Annotated in this window: 13 protein-coding genes and 2 rRNA genes (1 of these 15 running past the window's edge); 14 read left to right on the forward strand and 1 reads right to left on the reverse strand. The window is 49.8% G+C overall.

The window, feature by feature from the left end:
* Window positions 1–58 precede the first annotated feature (58 nt).
* The 7 genes from nadA (at window position 59) to DESHY_RS13705 (ending at window position 6279) form a co-directional block, all read left to right on the forward strand.
* Window positions 59–985 (forward strand): quinolinate synthase NadA, encoded by a 927-nt coding sequence (nadA, locus tag DESHY_RS09300; protein ID WP_008412219.1) that lies wholly within the window; start codon window positions 59–61, stop codon window positions 983–985.
* A gap of 190 nt (window positions 986–1175) precedes the next feature.
* Window positions 1176–2759 carry an L-aspartate oxidase gene (nadB, locus tag DESHY_RS09305; RefSeq protein ID WP_008412220.1) on the forward strand — a complete coding sequence of 528 codons (1584 nt, stop codon included), beginning with the start codon at window positions 1176–1178 and terminating at the stop codon, window positions 2757–2759.
* Between the two features lie 14 nt (window positions 2760–2773).
* Window positions 2774–3634: a carboxylating nicotinate-nucleotide diphosphorylase gene (gene nadC / locus DESHY_RS09310; RefSeq protein ID WP_008412221.1), complete on the forward strand. Its 861-nt coding sequence runs from the start codon at window positions 2774–2776 to the stop codon at window positions 3632–3634.
* 95 nt (window positions 3635–3729) lie between these two features.
* Entirely contained in the window at window positions 3730–4119 is a 390-nt protein-coding gene (locus DESHY_RS09315) for a hypothetical protein (RefSeq protein WP_008412222.1), read from the forward strand.
* Window positions 4120–4335: 216 nt separating this feature from the next.
* Window positions 4336–5322 carry a biotin--[acetyl-CoA-carboxylase] ligase gene (locus tag DESHY_RS09320; protein ID WP_008412223.1) on the forward strand — a complete coding sequence of 329 codons (987 nt, stop codon included), beginning with the start codon at window positions 4336–4338 and terminating at the stop codon, window positions 5320–5322.
* A gap of 133 nt (window positions 5323–5455) precedes the next feature.
* On the forward strand, window positions 5456–6043 hold the full coding sequence (locus DESHY_RS09325) for a biotin transporter BioY (RefSeq protein WP_008412224.1): 588 nt from the start codon (window positions 5456–5458) through the stop codon (window positions 6041–6043).
* Window positions 6044–6084: 41 nt separating this feature from the next.
* Window positions 6085–6279, forward strand: a complete 195-nt coding sequence (locus DESHY_RS13705) for a hypothetical protein (RefSeq protein WP_072866248.1) — start codon at window positions 6085–6087, stop codon at window positions 6277–6279.
* A 72-nt stretch (window positions 6280–6351) separates the two neighbouring features.
* Here the strand turns inward: DESHY_RS13705 and DESHY_RS09330 are convergent, their stop codons facing one another.
* A complete protein-coding gene (locus DESHY_RS09330; protein WP_008412228.1) occupies window positions 6352–7008 on the reverse strand; it encodes a nitrite/sulfite reductase domain-containing protein in 657 nt (218 codons plus the stop codon).
* A 268-nt stretch (window positions 7009–7276) separates the two neighbouring features.
* Here DESHY_RS09330 and DESHY_RS09335 point away from each other — a divergent pair, with 268 nt between their 5' ends.
* From DESHY_RS09335 to DESHY_RS14405, 7 genes are all read left to right on the forward strand, one after another.
* Window positions 7277–8077, forward strand: coding sequence for a type III pantothenate kinase (locus DESHY_RS09335; protein ID WP_048818024.1), 801 nt, complete (start codon window positions 7277–7279; stop codon window positions 8075–8077).
* On the forward strand, window positions 8068–9024 hold the full coding sequence (dusB, locus tag DESHY_RS09340) for a tRNA dihydrouridine synthase DusB (protein WP_008412230.1): 957 nt from the start codon (window positions 8068–8070) through the stop codon (window positions 9022–9024). The genes DESHY_RS09335 and dusB overlap by 10 nt, the downstream gene beginning before the upstream one ends.
* A 278-nt stretch (window positions 9025–9302) precedes the next feature.
* The gene (locus DESHY_RS09345) at window positions 9303–10376 is read left to right on the forward strand and encodes a Shikimate/quinate 5-dehydrogenase (RefSeq protein ID WP_008412231.1); all 1074 of its coding nucleotides are present in this window, start codon (window positions 9303–9305) and stop codon (window positions 10374–10376) included.
* A 196-nt stretch (window positions 10377–10572) separates the two neighbouring features.
* Window positions 10573–11049 (forward strand): transcription elongation factor GreA, encoded by a 477-nt coding sequence (gene greA / locus DESHY_RS09350; RefSeq protein ID WP_008412233.1) that lies wholly within the window; start codon window positions 10573–10575, stop codon window positions 11047–11049.
* A gap of 19 nt (window positions 11050–11068) precedes the next feature.
* Window positions 11069–12598 (forward strand): lysine--tRNA ligase, encoded by a 1530-nt coding sequence (gene lysS / locus DESHY_RS09355; protein WP_008412234.1) that lies wholly within the window; start codon window positions 11069–11071, stop codon window positions 12596–12598.
* A 363-nt stretch (window positions 12599–12961) separates the two neighbouring features.
* A 16S ribosomal RNA gene (locus DESHY_RS09360) occupies window positions 12962–14540 on the forward strand.
* A 207-nt stretch (window positions 14541–14747) separates the two neighbouring features.
* Window positions 14748–15991, forward strand: a 23S ribosomal RNA gene (locus DESHY_RS14405); its annotated part runs 329 nt beyond the window's last position; the annotation flags it as partial.

A 15991-nucleotide genomic window follows, 5' to 3' on the forward strand; every position in this document is an offset into this window, starting at 1 on the left:
TACAAGAGTTAAGATATATGAACTTGCTCTGGCTTGTTTCAGACAAGGAGATGATTTAATGTCAATCATTGAGGAGCGAATGAGCCAGCTAACCGAAGAAGTTAAGAAATTAAAAAAAGAAAGAAATGCCATTATTCTGGCTCATGTTTATCAACGCCCGGAGGTGCAGGAGGTAGCTGATATCATAGGGGATTCTTTGGAGTTGTCCCGTCGTGCTGCCGCCACCGATGCGGACGTTATTGTTTTCTGCGGAGTTCATTTTATGGCCGAAAGTGCGGCCATTTTATCTCCCGACAAAGTTGTCCTGTTGCCCGAGGAAAATGCCGGTTGCCCTATGGCGGATATGGTTACCGCCGAACAACTGCGGGCCAAAAAACAGGAGATGCCGGATGCGGTAGTGGTGGCTTATGTTAATACTTCGGCGGAAGTAAAAGCCGAAAGTGATATTTGCTGCACGTCCGCCAACGCGGTTAAGATCGTACAATCAATACCTGAAGACAGGCCCATAATATTTATTCCGGATAAAAATCTGGGGGCTTATGTGGCGTCAAAAACCGGACGGCCCATGACATTATGGGAAGGCTGGTGCAATACCCACGACTGGGTTACCGTTGAGGAAGTGTTAAAGGCTAAGGAAGCACACCCGCAGGCTTTGGTGCTGATTCACCCCGAGTGTCGACCGGAGGTGGTGGCCCTGGCCGACTATGTTTCCAGCACCACCGGTTTAATTAAATATGCCAGAGAAAGCGAAGCCAAGGAATTTATCATTGGGACCGAATCGGGGATTTTACACCAGTTGTATAAACAATGCCCGGGCAAAGAGTTTTACCTGGCTACCCGAAGGTTGGTTTGTCCCAATATGAAGGCCACTACATTGGGCAAAGTTAAGGAAGCACTGATAACTATGCAGCCAAGGATTACAGTACCCCCGCAGATCAGGGAAAAGGCCTTGGCCTGCCTGGAGAAAATGCTGGCTGTTAAATAACAAATATTTATTTCATCACACTGTAGACAAAAGAAAGTCAAGGTGGCTTTATGATCCCCGGCCGGCCACTTATCGAAGCACCGTTCACAGCACTTGACTAAAGGGGATTATAAACCACAGTTTACGTTTGTCGGCTCTGATTCATGTTCTTATGTTATAATTTTTACTTTGAAACGGGGAGTTGTTTTCTTTGGTTCAAAAATACCTGGTAAATTTTGATTCCAGGGAATTACCCCAACAAGAAGCAGAATATTTAATTATCGGCGGCGGTATTGCCGGTTTATTTACGGCCTGGGCAGCGGCCAAAGCGGGGGCATCCGTTACACTTTTAACTAAGCGAACGGTGGCGGAAAGCAATACCGACCGGGCCCAGGGAGGCATCGCTGCAGCCCTGGGGCAGCACGACTCCCCCGAACTTCATATGCAGGACACGCTGGTGGCCGGGGCAGGGCTGTGCGACGAAGATGCCGTAAGAATTCTCGTTAACGAAGGGCCGGAAAGGGTTAAAGAACTCATTGATATGGGGGCTTCCTTCGACCGCACAGGGAATGACCTTTGTTTCACCCGGGAGGGTTGCCACAGCCAGGACAGGATCTTACATGCCCAGGGTGATGCCACCGGGGCGGAAATTCTGCGCACCCTCAGCCAAAATGTAGCTGCTCTGGCCAGTGTAGAAATTTTAGAAAATCAATATGTCGTGGATTTGTTGGTAACTGATAATACATGCTATGGCGTGTTGGCGGTGGACCAAATATCCGGGCAATTCAGAATATTCAGGGGGCGGGTGGTGGTGCTGGCCACCGGAGGTTCCGGGCGGCTGTTTAACTATACCACCAACCCGGAAGTAGCTACCGCAGACGGCATAGCGCTGGCCTACCGGGCCGGGGCGGAGGTTATGGATATGGAATTTATTCAATTCCATCCAACTTCGCTGGTTTTACCGGGTGCCCCTCGTTTTTTAATTTCTGAAGCAGTGCGGGGCGAGGGGGCACTGCTGCGCAATGCCAGGGGCGAGCGCTTTATGCCCCAATATCACGGTATGGCCGAGCTGGCCCCCAGGGACATTGTTTCCCGGGCCATCCTCAGTGAAATGGCCAAAACCGGAGCGGAAGCTGTTTTTTTGGATTTAACCCATTTAGATCCGGACAAAATAAAAGAGCGCTTTCCTACCATTACCCTGACCTGTGCTAAGTACGGGCTGGATATTACCAAAGACTTTATTCCCGTAGCACCGGCTGCCCACTACATGATGGGAGGGGTAAAAACCGATCTTTGGGGCGAAACCAGTATTCAGCGTTTATTTGCCTGCGGGGAAACCAGCTGTACAGCCGTGCATGGTGCTAACCGTTTAGCCAGCAACTCCCTGTTGGATGGTTTGGTTTGGGGAGGCAGGATTGTTCAGAGGGCAGCAATGGTGTTGGAAAACCGCCTGCATCATAAGCCGGAATTTTACTGCGATCAGCTTAGGCCCACCCCGGACATTGATTTTCGTGAACTGAAAAAGAAATTGCAGCAGATCATGGGTGAGAAGGTGGGTCCCCTGCGAACCGCCCAGCGATTAGCGGAGGCCCTGGCCTTTTTTGACCGCTGGTCTTACCTGCAAAGCCATGAGGTGAGGGAGACATCCCAGATGGAGGTGCGCAACATGCTGGAGGTGGGCGGTTTGGTTGCTGAAACGGCCATGATGCGGACTGAAAGCAGGGGCGGGCATTTCCGGTTGGATTACCCGGAAACGGCAGAGCGCTGGCGTAAACATATTATATTGAAGCGGTAAGACGGAGGGTTCCGATGGAACTAAACATGTTTGAGATAAACAAATTAATTGCCACAGCTCTGGCTGAGGACATGGGAACAGGTGATATTACCACCAACAGCATTGTGCCCTCGGGCTCTGTGGCCAGGGGCATCATTTATGTCAAGGAGCCGGGTGTGGTGGCGGGTATTCCGGTGGCCCGGGCGGTGTTTCATTACCTGGCACCGGACATAGTTTTTACGGCCAGAGTTAAAGAGGGAGACACGCTGGCGGCCGGTGAGGTAATTGCAGAAGTTTCCGGAGACGCCCGGGCCATCCTGACGGGAGAACGGCTGGCTCTTAACTTTTTGCAGCGGATGAGCGGCATTGCCACCCGTACCGCTGCGTTGGTGGAAAAGGTTAAGCTTTACCCGGTGCGGGTGGTGGATACCAGAAAAACCACCCCGGGGCTGCGTATGTTGGAAAAGTATGCCGTACGGGTGGGCGGCGGCTTCAACCATCGTTTTGGCTTATATGATGCAGTATTAATAAAAGATAATCATATTAAGGTGGCCGGCGGCATAACCCAGGCAATACTGGCTGCCAGACAAAATGTACCGCATACCGTGAAAATTGAGGTTGAAGTAGAAAACCTGGCCGGTGTACAAGAAGCGCTGGAAGCCAGGGCGGATGTCATTATGCTGGACAACATGGATCCCGTCACCATGCGGGAAGCGGTAAAAATGATTGATGGCCGGGCGCTGGTAGAAGCCTCCGGCGGTATTGGCGAGGAAACCATTACAGCCGTAGCGAAAGCAGGCGTTGACTTGATTTCCATAGGCGCCCTGACCCATTCTGTAAAAGCTCTGGATATCAGCCTGGATATTGGCGATATTAAACAACAAAACAGGACCTAAGTCCCCCTAAAAACCTTCTTGCGTACTATTTTCCGGCGGTCCGTTAAGGCATAACATAGTATCAAACAGCGGGTATACAAACGGGGGTGTCCCTTATGAGCAAATGTCCCCATGCTAAAAGCAACTATGGTTGCAGTGCCTTATTGGATCACGGCTTTGCCCAAAACACACTGGTAATTCCGGAAAACTGGTGGAAACAGTACTGTTCTGCCAAAAATTATAGCCAATGCCCAAACTTAAAAGCCGCCCTCAGTATGAAGCAGGATCGGGCACGTCGCCCCGCCGGCGGTACCCTGAACAGTTCCGGTGCCAACTCCCAGGGCGGTCAATTTGTCAGCAAATGGAGAAAGAACCAGAAAAAGAATAATCCGGTGCATGCCCATGGCGGCAAAGTGCCTCACTTTTGCGAAAAGCCCTGGCGTGCGGCGGAAATACGTTTCAGAGTTACCGTATCAAAGTTTTATACACGCCCCTGGATATCTTAAGGGAGTTGCAGTGGCTGTTCCAAAAGCGTTTTTCTTTGTTGCAACCCTGCGCAAAACCAAGCATCCCGTCCCGCCTTTATGGTGAAACGGGATGTTTTTTAATAATTTTGGCTTTTGTCATTAAAGTAGTTCTTTGCAATTTTAATGTTAACCGTTTGATGTATTATAGTTGACAAAACCGGTTATCATGGTTTAAAATGCCACAAGGTGAATAACATGTCTGCTAAACAAAAAATACTTGACTTATTAAAAACAGAACCTGCATATGTTTCCGGTGAGTATATTTGCCAGCAGTTACAGGTATCAAGAACTGCTGTGTGGAAAATTATAGAGTCCCTGCGGCGGGACGGCTACGCTATTGAAGCCCGGCCCCGGGCCGGCTACCGCTTGCTGGCGGTGCCGGATGTGCTGGATCCGGCCGGGTGGCTTTCCGGCCTGACTACCCGGTTGATTGGCCGTAAAACACATTATGTAAAAACCACCGCCTCCACCAATGATTTGGCCAAAGAACTGGCCAGGCAGGGTGCTGCGGAAGGGATGGCAGTGATTACCGAGGAGCAAACCAGGGGCCGCGGTCGCCTGGGACGATCCTGGCAATGTCCTCCCCGGGCGGGGCTATGCTTTTCGGTAATTTTATATCCCCAGGTTAACCCGACGGAAGTTTCCCGGTTTACCCTGTTGGCTGCTGTGGCAGTGGTGCGGGCCTGTGAACGCACATTAGGTATCAGGGCCGGAATTAAGTGGCCTAACGATGTTTATGCCGGAGGAGCCAAATTCTGTGGCATTCTGGCTGAGATGGCAGCCGAGGCAGACCGGGTAAAGTATTTGGTGTTAGGAATCGGTGTCAATGTCAATCAAACAGAGTCAGAGTTAGCCCCTTTGGGAAGCACGGCTACCTCGCTGCGGTTGCAGTGCGGCCGGCCGGTGAGCCGTACAAAAGTGCTAAAGGCTATCCTGGAAGAACTTGACAGTTTATATGCCCTCTGGCATACTGAGGGATTTGCTTCCCTGAAAGAGCAATGGAGTAAGGTTACTCTTTGGTATGGTGCTTCAGTAGTGGTAAGTGATTTGCACAGGGTATGGGAAGGGATTATGGAAGGCATTGACAACAACGGTGCCTTGATCCTGCGACTGCCAGACAACACCTGCAAAACTTTTTATTCAGGTGAAGTATCTCTCCGCCCCTCGCCTCAAGCTGAATGAACCTGGTTGGTCATGTACAGCCCTTGCCGCATGGCAAGGGCTGATACACCAAATACAAAACTGAGGGGGGGTTTTTGTTTCGATTAAATGTTAACTTTATAAAACAAAAAGGTTAACAAAGGAGGTTTATTTTGTGAAATTAACCAGCAAAGAAATTGCTTTAGCGGGTTTAATGGCTGCGGTTATGGTGGTGGTAACGGTAATTACCCGGATACCCTTTGTTTACGCAGCCATCCCCTTTAGTTTGCAACCACTGGTGGCAGTTTTAGCCGGGGTATTACTGGGGCCGCGCATCGGCACCCTAAGCGTGGCAGTTTATTTGCTGCTTGGTTTGCTGGGGCTGCCGGTTTTTGCTACTCAACCCTTCGGCGGTATTGCTTATGTGTTGAAGCCAACTTTTGGATTTTTATTGGGGCAGTGCCTGGCTGCCTATGCAGCAGGAAAAATGCTGTCAGTTAATAAAAAACGCAACAAGTTATCTTATCTGACGGCTGCCCTGGCGGGCATGGCGGTAATATACCTGGTGGGGTTGCCCTATGTCTATATAATATTAAACTTTTATCTGGGGAAAGCAGTTGGGGTGATGGGAGTTTTAAAGATGGCTTTGCTGCCCTTTGTTTTGTGGGATGTGTTAAAAGCAGGGGCAGTGGCGGTGCTTGCTCTGGCAATCCACAGTCGCCTGCCGGAACTGTCGCCGGCGCTTAAGCAAAAGCTGCCGTAATGCGGCAGCTTCAGGCTGTAGACAAACATAATCGGTGGCTTATGATCCCCTTTGGCTCCGGTCTACGCACCGACAGCACTATGATTCGCTACGGTCGCCATTGGGGTCGCCTCAAACGGGCCATCCTGGCCCGGTTCGGCTGGCGCCCACGTCCTGTGGGCGCCACCCCAATGGCTCCTTTCGCTCATCAAGTGCTGTTACCGGTGCTTCGACAAGTCGCCGACAGGGGATCATAAAACCACCTCACTTTGTTTTACAACCATTATCGACACTGCCGTAATGCGGCAGCTTATTTAACGGGTGCTGAACTACAGGAGGGCCTTTTGAATTTCCTCGATGCCCAAACGTTCAACGAATTTAAACATTCTTTCGCCGTTTTTGGCATTGTCTTTATAATAATTAATTAACCTGGTTGCCAAATCAACTACCTGCTCCTCGGTTAATCCTTCGGCCAGCACTTTGCCGATGTGAGGGGCAGCACCGGCGTTGCCGCCAATTAAAACGGTAAAGCCGTTGGGTTTGCCGAATGCGCCAAAGTCCCTTGTCCAGGCTTCGCAGCAGTTTAAGGGACAGCCGGAGATGCCCATTTTAAATTTATTGGGCAACGGCGTGCCGCTGAATAATTGATCCAGTTTGGCGGCCAAGCTCAAGGAATCTTGCTTGCCGTACTTGCAAAAAGAAGACCCGGGGCAGGCTTGCACGCTTCTCACACACAGACCGGTAGCCGGGGCGGGTTCCATACCCAAGTCATCCCATACTTTGTTGACATCTTCTTCTTTAATGCCCACCAGCGCAATACGTTGTGAAGCGGTAAGCTTTACCACAGGAATTTGATATTTTTCTACTACATCTGCCAATTTGCGTAGAATTTCAGCATTTAATAAGCCTGCTAAACCTGTTTTTGGTACAATAGCGTAAGTTTGGTTATCCCGTTGTAAAATAGCTGCTTTTGGTGCTTCGCTCATAATCAATACTCCTTTCCGGTTTTAAAGTATACTAAAATGGTAAACTAAAAAAATAATAATAAATTATTCTTTGTTAAAAGTTATTTTCCTTTAGCAAAAAGCAAAGTTAAAATAGTAAAAATTATCAGCCGGAAGGATTGGCTAACAAAATATTATAGCCTTTATTTATAAAAGAAAATAAATTTGGTAGAATTGCTCTTGGATTATTAAAGGGTTAAAATTCTAGCATGAAATATTGTAACTTATTAAGCGGAAAGGCGTGAAAAGTTTGATACTGGCAATTGATATAGGTAATACCAATATTGTTTTCGGAGTGTTTCAAAACAAAAATCTGATTGCCCACTGGCGCCTGTCTACTGATCGCAACCGGACGGCGGATGAGTACGGTGTCTTGTTGAAAGAGCTGTACAGCTTATCCCATATCAATATGCAAGGAGTGGAGGGTGTTATCATCTCCTCGGTGGTACCGCCCATTAACAGTACCATAGAGTCGATGGTAAAAAAATATTTTTCGCTGCAGCCCGTTTTGGTTGGGCCGGGTATTAAAACCGGTATTTCCGTCAAGACGGAAAACCCCCGGGAGGTGGGAGCGGATCGCATTGTTAATGCGGTGGCTGCATATTCTTTATACGGTGGGCCGCTGATTATTGTTGATTTTGGTACTGCCACCACTTTCTGCTGTGTAACGGCCAGGGGAGAATATTTGGGAGGTGCCATTGCACCCGGCATCGGCATCTCCACCGAAGCTTTATTTGCCAGAGCAGCCAAGTTGCCGCGGGTTGAATTAATTAAACCGGCCGGGGTGATTGGCAAGAATACTGTTACCGCCATGCAGTCCGGCATCATATTTGGTTTCGCCGGGCAGGTGGAATTTATGGTTAAGAAAATGAAGCAAGAGTTGGGCGGCGAAGCTCGAGTGATTGCAACCGGTGGTTTGGCGGAGATTATTGCCAGGGAAACAACCGTGATTGATAAGGTAAATCCGTTCCTTACCTTAACCGGTTTGCGTATTCTTTATGACCGCAATCAACCGCAGGGTGATGCAGGGGGGCCTGCGTTATGCAAATAGGCTCTGTCAAACTGCCTAACCCGGTTATTGCCGCCCCGATGGCCGGAGTTACTGACAGGGCATTTCGTATTATTGCCAGGGAGATGGGCTGTGCTTTGGCTGTGACCGAAATGGTCAGCGATTTGGCTTTGCTTTATGCCAATCCCCGGACTTATCGCATGCTTGATTTTCGGGGCGAGGCTTTTCCGCTGAGTGTGCAGATATTTGGTTCGCAGCCTGATACCATGGGGCAAGCCGCTGCCATTGTGGTACAACGCGGGGCCAATATGATAGATATTAACATGGGCTGCCCAACCCCTAAAATTGTTAAAAATGGTGAAGGTAGCGCATTAATGAAAAACCCGGCTTTGGCAGGGAAAATAGTTGAAGCGGTAGTGCGGGCGGTACCCGGAGTGCCGGTTACAGTAAAAATGCGCAAGGGATGGGATGAGCATTCGGTAAACGCTGTAGAGCTGGCCAGGATTGTCGAGGCGGCCGGTGCGTCAGCGGTAACTGTGCACGGACGTACCCGCAATCAATTTTACAGCGGCCGGGCTGACTGGGATATCATACGACAGGTTAAGGAAGCCCTGCAGATTCCGGTTATTGGCAACGGCGACATCTGGGCGCCCCGGGATGCCATGAGAATGTTGCAGGAAACCGGCTGCGACGGTATCATGGTGGGCCGGGCAGCCATGGGCAATCCTTGGATATTCCGCGATATTGTGCATTTTCTGGCCACCGGGGAAGAACTGCCGCCGCCAACGACCGAAGAACGGATCAATACCGCTCTGCGCCATCTGGCTTTAATGGTCGAATCCAAAGGAGAGCAGGTGGCTGTCTTTGAAATGAGAAAACATGCAGCCTGGTATACCAAAGGCTGCCGGGGAGCGGCACGCATCAGAGAAAGTATTAACAAGTCCCAAAGTCGAAAGGAAATTGAAGATATCTTAAAAAGCCTGCTCTAAAGGCATTAACAGCCACCGGCGACCCAATGGCCAACGTAGCGAATCATAGTGCTGCCGCTGCCGGTGCGTAGACCGGAACCAAAGGGGACCATCAACCATGATAATGTTTGTCAACACTCTGGATCCTGCCTGCTTAAGGCAGGATATTTTATTTGCCGAAAGAGATGTACTCTCTGCAAACTTTTTTCCTTAAGCGGGGCATTTTAAATAATGAATCCAGGCCGGCAGGCATATGATTGTAAAGGAAAACCCATAATACGGGAACGGGGGAAGCAAGTATGAATCAATTCGCCTTTATTATTCATCCGCTTGATGTTAGCGACGTGGCAAGAAAATTCGGCTTTACTCGCTATATGCCGGATGCTTTGCTGGAACAAGCCCTCAAGCTGCTTCCTCCCGTAAAAATTTCTTCGATTACGGGAATCCGCTCTGCGGTGGCAGAAACTGAAGGCTTTTTTGTATCCTGCCTGCTGACTGCCCGGCAAATGATGTCTCTGCCGCAACCTTTTGTTCTTAATAAGATTATTCAGGCCGGCCGGTTGGCGGAAAAGCTGGGTGCCAAAGTAATAGGGCTGGGTGCGTTTAGCAAAGTGGTAGGAGATGCGGGAATTACAGTGGCTAAACAATTAAAAATTCCCGTTACCACCGGCAACAGTTATACCATTGCCATGGCTTTGGAAGGTGCTAAAAAAGCAGCTCAACTGATGGGCCATGATTTAAAACGGGCCCGCGTAACGGTGGTTGGTGCTACCGGTTCTATTGGCAGCGTTTGTGCTTTGGCTTTAGCCAGGGATGTTAAGCATCTTACTCTGGTGGGCAGAAACGAGGCTAAACTTTACCGGCTGGCAGACCGGATAATGTATGAAACGGGCCTGGCTGCTGAGGTAACCGCTCATTCAAAAGCTGCCTTGCGGCAAGCCGACCTGGTGTTGACGGTTACCGGTTCGCTTGATGCCGTTATAGAGCCGGAAGATCTCAAGCCAGGGGCGGTAGTTTGCGACGTGGCGCGGCCCAGGGACGTTTCCCGGCGGGTAGCGGAAGAACGTGACGATGTGCTGGTTATTGAGGGGGGTATCGTTGAAGTGCCGGGCGATGTTAATTTTAACTTTAATTTTGGCTTTCCTCCCAAAACAGCCTATGCCTGCATGGCGGAAACCATGATCCTGGCTTTAGAGGGGCGGCTGGAGAGTTATACGCTGGGGCGAGAGTTAACATTACAACAAGTGGAGGAGATATATCATTTAGGAAAAAAACATGGCTTCAAGCTGGCCGGTTTTCGCAGTTTTGAAAAACCCATATCAGAACAAGAGATTAATTTAATAAAGCAGCGGGCAATAATAAAGGTATCATAAGAATTATGACAGTTGTTCTCAAAGCATTCTTGACAAATAATTCGTGGTGTTTTTATAATGTACAGGAACAATCACCCAAGTAGGGAAGCACTGCAATTGGTAGCAGCCTTTTGCAGTGCTTTAACTGTAGTTAGGCTTTTTGCTAATTTCCAGAAGAAAGAGAAAATATTAGATTTGGAGATAAGGAGAATAGTTTATGAAAGAAAAAGATGTAATGCTTACGGTCAGTGGATTGAAACAGTTGGAGGAAGAACTGGAACAATTAAAAACGGTAAAAAGGCGCCAGGTTGCGGAGAGAATCAAACAGGCCATCGAATTCGGTGATATCAGCGAAAACTCGGAATATGAAGATGCCAAAAACGAACAGGCCTTTATTGAGGGCAGAATTCTGACTCTGGAAAAGATGCTTCGCAATGCTAAAATTATTGATGACGAAAATTTAGGTAATGAAATTGTTTCTTTGGGTTCCAAAGTTTTGTTAAAGGATCTTGAATTTGGGGATGTCTTAGAATACACCATTGTGGGATCGGTGGAGGCCGACCCGGATGCTAACAAGATATCCAACGAATCGCCGGTGGGCAAAGCTATTCTTGGCCAGCCCAAGGGCAGTGTTGTGGAAGTAACTGTTCCGGCAGGCATCTTAAAATATGAGATCTTAGACATTTTGAAATAGCACTTGGGGGTTAACGCATATGTCTGAAACAAACCAAAAAAACATTAAGCCGGCGCCGCCGGAGGCGGCAGCCGGCCAGCCCATGGCAGAGGACCTTAACGAATTAATGAGGGTTCGCCGAGAAAAGCTGCAGGAGCTTATCAACCAGGGTATCGATCCTTACGGAGAAAAGTTCCGGCGTACTCATAACGCTTTGGATATTATTAACAATTTTTCAGCCATGGACGGACAAGCTGTGGTGATTGCCGGGCGTATTATGGCTAAACGGATTATGGGCAAAGCCAGTTTTGCCAACCTGCAGGATGCTACCGGCAACATTCAAATTTACAGCCGACTGGATGACCTGGGGGCTGAGGATTACGCCCGGTTTGAAAAACTGGATATTGGCGACATTATTGGCTGTGCCGGCAAAGTATTTAAAACCCGCAAAGGCGAAATTACGGTACATATCGACAGTTACAAGATATTGTCCAAGTCCCTGCGGCCGCTGCCGGAAAAGTGGCACGGCTTAAGGGATGTTGACCTGCGGTACCGCCAGCGTTATGTCGATTTGATTGTCAACCCGGAAGTAAAACAAACCTTTGTCATTCGCAGCAAGGTGGTGCGGGCAATTCGCAATTATCTGGATCAACGGGGCTTCCTGGAAGTGGAAACACCGATGATGCATCCCATAGCCGGCGGCGCCAGTGCACGACCTTTTATTACCCACCACAATGCGCTGGATATGAAGCTGTATATGAGAATAGCGCCCGAGCTTTACTTAAAGCGCCTGCTGGTGGGCGGCTTTGATAAAGTATACGAAATTAACAGGAACTTCCGGAATGAGGGGATTTCAACCAAGCACAATCCGGAATTTACCATGATTGAGCTATACCAGGCTTATGCCGATTATCAAGACATGATGGATCTTACGGAAGACCTTATATCTAATGTGGCGGCAGAAGTATTGGGCACAACCACCGTATTGTATGAAGGGGTAGAAATTAACCTGGCCAAACCCTGGCGTCGTGTACCCATGCTGGAAATTGTTAAAGAGCATTCCGGGTTAGACTTCAACCAGCTTAAGGGAGCTGAGGCAGCCCGGGCAGCTGCCCGGTCCTTGGGGCTGGAGATAGAACCCGGTGCTTCATGGGGCGACGTTCTGAACACAGTTTTTGAAGAAAAGGTTGAGGACAAGCTGGTTCAACCAACCTTTGTCATTGATTACCCGGTTGATATTTCGCCCCTGGCCAAACGTCAAAAGGAAAATCCTGAACTAACCTATCGTTTTGAACTTTTCATCTATGGCCGGGAAATGGCCAACGCCTTTTCAGAACTGAATGATCCCATCGACCAAAAGGGGCGGTTTTTAGCACAGGTTGAAAAACGCAAGGCAGGCGATGAGGAAGCCCAGATGTATGATGAGGATTACATCCAGGCCCTGGAATACGGCATGCCGCCGGCCGGCGGACTGGGAATCGGCATTGACCGTTTGGTAATGCTGCTTACTAACTCTCCTTCTATTAGAGATGTCATTTTGTTCCCCCTAATGAGACCGCGGGATTTTTAAAAAATAACATAATATACCTTTTGACTCAAGCCGCCGGGAATGGTAAAATACTTTTTGTCGCCCGGCGGCAAACCCGGCCGGGCACAAAAAGCACTACCGGATGACAGATAATAAGATTAAAAAACATTTACAAATAATCCTTGACACAGATTTTGCGATATGGTAACATTTCAAATCGAGGGCACTTTGCAAGCCCGAACGGTCTTTGAAAACTAAACAGTAGATGATGGATGCACAACAGGTCAAGTCAAAAGTCATCGAGAAGATGAGACTGTGACAGACCACAACCTCGTCAAGCGTAAATGCTTACGGGAAATACGGACAACGACAAGAGCCAAAACTCTTGTAAAATATTCAAGATATTTTATGGAGAGTTTGATCCCCCCCCCCCTGACTAGTCGACGCGTGGCCAAACACATGCAAGTCGAACGGTTTTCGAGGTTCGACATTCGAGGTTCGAAGGTCGAGTAAAAGCAAATCGAACTTCGAATTTCGAACGTCGAACTTCGAGAATAGTGGCGCACGGGTGAGTAACGCGTGGATAACCTGCCTGGTAGACCGGGATAACAGCTGGAAACGGCTGCTAATACCGGATACGCTCTGGCTGTCGCATGACAGTGAGAGGAAAGAAATATCGCTATCAGATGGGTCCGCGTCCCATTAGCTGGTTGGTGGTGTAAGAGACCACCAAGGCGACGATGGGTAGCCGGCCTGAGAGGGCGACCGGCCACACTGGGACTGAGACACGGCCCAGACTCCTACGGGAGGCAGCAGTGGGGAATCTTCCGCAATGGGCGAAAGCCTGACGGAGCAACGCCGCGTGAGGGAAGAAGGCCTTCGGGTTGTAAACCTCTGTCTTCAAGGAAGAATAGATGACGGTACTTGGAGAGGAAGCCCCGGCTAACTACGTGCCAGCAGCCGCGGTAAAACGTAGGGGGCGAGCGTTGTCCGGAATTACTGGGCGTAAAGGGCGCGTAGGTGGTTCATTAAGTCAGAGGTGAAAGTTCGGGGCTCAACCCCGTGATTGCCTCTGATACTGGTGGACTTGAGTGCAGGAGAGGGGAGCGGAATTCCCAGTGTAGCGGTGAAATGCGTAGATATTGGGAGGAACACCAGTGGCGAAGGCGGCTCTCTGGACTGTAACTGACACTGAGGCGCGAAAGCGTGGGGAGCAAACAGGATTAGATACCCTGGTAGTCCACGCCGTAAACGATGAGTGCTAGGTGTTGGTGGTATCGACCCCACCAGTGCCGCAGTTAACACAATAAGCACTCCGCCTGGGGAGTACGGTGGCAACACTGAAACTCAAAGGAATTGACGGGGGCCCGCACAAGCGGTGGAGTATGTGGTTTAATTCGACGCAACGCGAAGAACCTTACCAGGGCTTGACATCCTCTGACAGCTGTAGAGATACAGTGCATATACCCCCCGCGAACATAGAGACAGGTGGTGCATGGTTGTCGTCAGCTCGTGTCGTGAGATGTTGGGTTAAGTCCCGCAACGAGCGCAACCCCTAACATTAGTTGCCAGCGAGTGAAGTCGGGAACTCTAATGTGACTGCCGTTGACAAAACGGAGGAAGGTGGGGATGACGTCAAATCATCATGCCCCTTATGTCCTGGGCTACACACGTACTACAATGGCCGGTACAGACGGAAGCGAAGCCGTGAGGCGGAGCGAAACCGAGAAAGCCGGTCTCAGTTCGGATTGTAGTCTGCAACTCGACTACATGAAGTCGGAATCGCTAGTAATCGCAGGTCAGCATACTGCGGTGAATACGTTCCCGGGCCTTGTACACACCGCCCGTCACACCACGAAAGCTGACAACACCCGAAGCCGGTGAGCTAACCGCAAGGAGGCAGCCGTCGAAGGTGGGGTTGGTGATTGGGGTGAAGTCGTAACAAGGTAGCCGTATCGGAAGGTGCGGCTGGATCACCTCCTTTCTAAAGAGTTAACGGCGCGGCTTAGAGAAGGCGCGCGAACTCCGGTCGATCATCCATCATTCATACTGTTTAGTTTTGAGAGACCGGGCAACCGATAAAGCGGTTGAACAAAGGACTCTCAAACGCTCCTTGAAAACTAAACAGCCAAGAAAAGCGTCGCAAAAAAAGCAGGAAACTCAAAGAAACATGAGTAACCGAGCGAAAGTAGGTCAAGAAAGAAAGGGCATACGGCGGATGCCTTGGCGCTAAGAGCCGACGAAGGGCGTGGAAAGCTGCGAAAAGCCACGGGGAGCCGCAAGCAGGCAGAGATCCGTGGATACCCGAATGGGGCAACCCGGCGGAGGGAACCTCCGTCACCCTGTGCTGAACCCATAGGCACAGAGGAGGGCACCCGGGGAACTGAAACATCTAAGTACCCGGAGGAAGAGAAAGAAACATCGACCCCCCCAGTAGCGGCGAGCGAAAAGGGGCGAGCCTAAACCAAACCTCTACGGAGGTATGGGGTTGCGGGACCTTCAAGAAGTAATTGAAGACCTAGCTGAAGCTGTCTGGAAAGGCACTGCACAGAAGGTAACACACCTGTAAGCGAAAGGTTGAAGATTATAGAAGGAATCCCAAGTACCACAGGACACGTGAAACCCTGTGGGAATCCGGGGGGACCACCCCCCAAGGCTAAATACTCTTAGCGACCGATAGTGAACCAGTACCGTGAGGGAAAGGTGAAAAGCACCCCGGGAGGGGAGTGAAAGAGAACCTGAAACCGTATGCCTACAAGCTGTCGGAGCGCTATTCGAGGTTCGATATTCGAGATTCGACGTTCGAATGCATGTCAGATCTTACGGGACTAAATAAAAAAGACCCCAAAGGAATGCTTGTATCGAACCACGAACTTCGAACATCGAACTTCGAAGCGTGACGGCGTACTTTTTGTAGAACGGACCGGCGAGTTACATCTAACGTGCAGGTTAAGGCAGGAAAGCCGGAGCCAAAGCGAAAGCGAGTCTTAAGAGGGCGAGATGTACGTTGGAGTAGACCCGAAACCTGGTGATCTACCCATGTCCAGAGTGAAGCTTTAGTAAAATAAAGTGGAGGCTCGAACCGACCTTCGTTGAAAAGGAGGCGGATGAGGTGTGGGTAGGGGTGAAATGCCAATCGAACCAGGAGATAGCTGGTTCTCCCCGAAATAGCTTTAGGGCTAGCCTCGGATGATGGCAAGCGGAGGTAGAGCACTGAATGGGCTAGGGGCCTTCACGGGTTACCGAACCCAATCAAACTCCGAATGCCGCGATGCCAAATCCGGGAGTCAGACTGCGAGTGCTAAAATCCGTAGTCGAGAGGGAAACAGCCCAAAACCAACAGCTAAAGGTCCCCAGACAGGCTAAGTGGAAAAGGATGTGGGGTTGCAAAAACAACCAGGGATGGTGGGTTTTCCCCCCCTTTTCCCCAAAACT

The organism is Desulforamulus hydrothermalis Lam5 = DSM 18033 (assembly GCF_000315365.1).
Classification (GTDB): Bacteria; Bacillota; Desulfotomaculia; order Desulfotomaculales; family Desulfotomaculaceae; genus Desulfotomaculum; species Desulfotomaculum hydrothermale.

What these genes read in the sequence shown, in the direction of transcription:
- nadA (WP_008412219.1), top strand. Translation starts at nt 59, where the DNA reads ATGTCAATCATTGAGGAGCGAATGAGCCAGCTAACCGAAGAAGTTAAG.
- nadC (WP_008412221.1), top strand. Translation starts at nt 2,774, where the DNA reads ATGGAACTAAACATGTTTGAGATAAACAAATTAATTGCCACAGCTCTG.
- DESHY_RS09315 (WP_008412222.1), top strand. Translation starts at nt 3,730, where the DNA reads ATGAGCAAATGTCCCCATGCTAAAAGCAACTATGGTTGCAGTGCCTTA.
- DESHY_RS09320 (WP_008412223.1), top strand. Translation starts at nt 4,336, where the DNA reads ATGTCTGCTAAACAAAAAATACTTGACTTATTAAAAACAGAACCTGCA.
- DESHY_RS13705 (WP_072866248.1), top strand. Translation starts at nt 6,085, where the DNA reads ATGATCCCCTTTGGCTCCGGTCTACGCACCGACAGCACTATGATTCGC.
- DESHY_RS09330 (WP_008412228.1), bottom strand. Translation starts at nt 7,008, where the DNA reads ATGAGCGAAGCACCAAAAGCAGCTATTTTACAACGGGATAACCAAACT.
- dusB (WP_008412230.1), top strand. Translation starts at nt 8,068, where the DNA reads ATGCAAATAGGCTCTGTCAAACTGCCTAACCCGGTTATTGCCGCCCCG.
- DESHY_RS09345 (WP_008412231.1), top strand. Translation starts at nt 9,303, where the DNA reads ATGAATCAATTCGCCTTTATTATTCATCCGCTTGATGTTAGCGACGTG.
- greA (WP_008412233.1), top strand. Translation starts at nt 10,573, where the DNA reads ATGAAAGAAAAAGATGTAATGCTTACGGTCAGTGGATTGAAACAGTTG.
- lysS (WP_008412234.1), top strand. Translation starts at nt 11,069, where the DNA reads ATGTCTGAAACAAACCAAAAAAACATTAAGCCGGCGCCGCCGGAGGCG.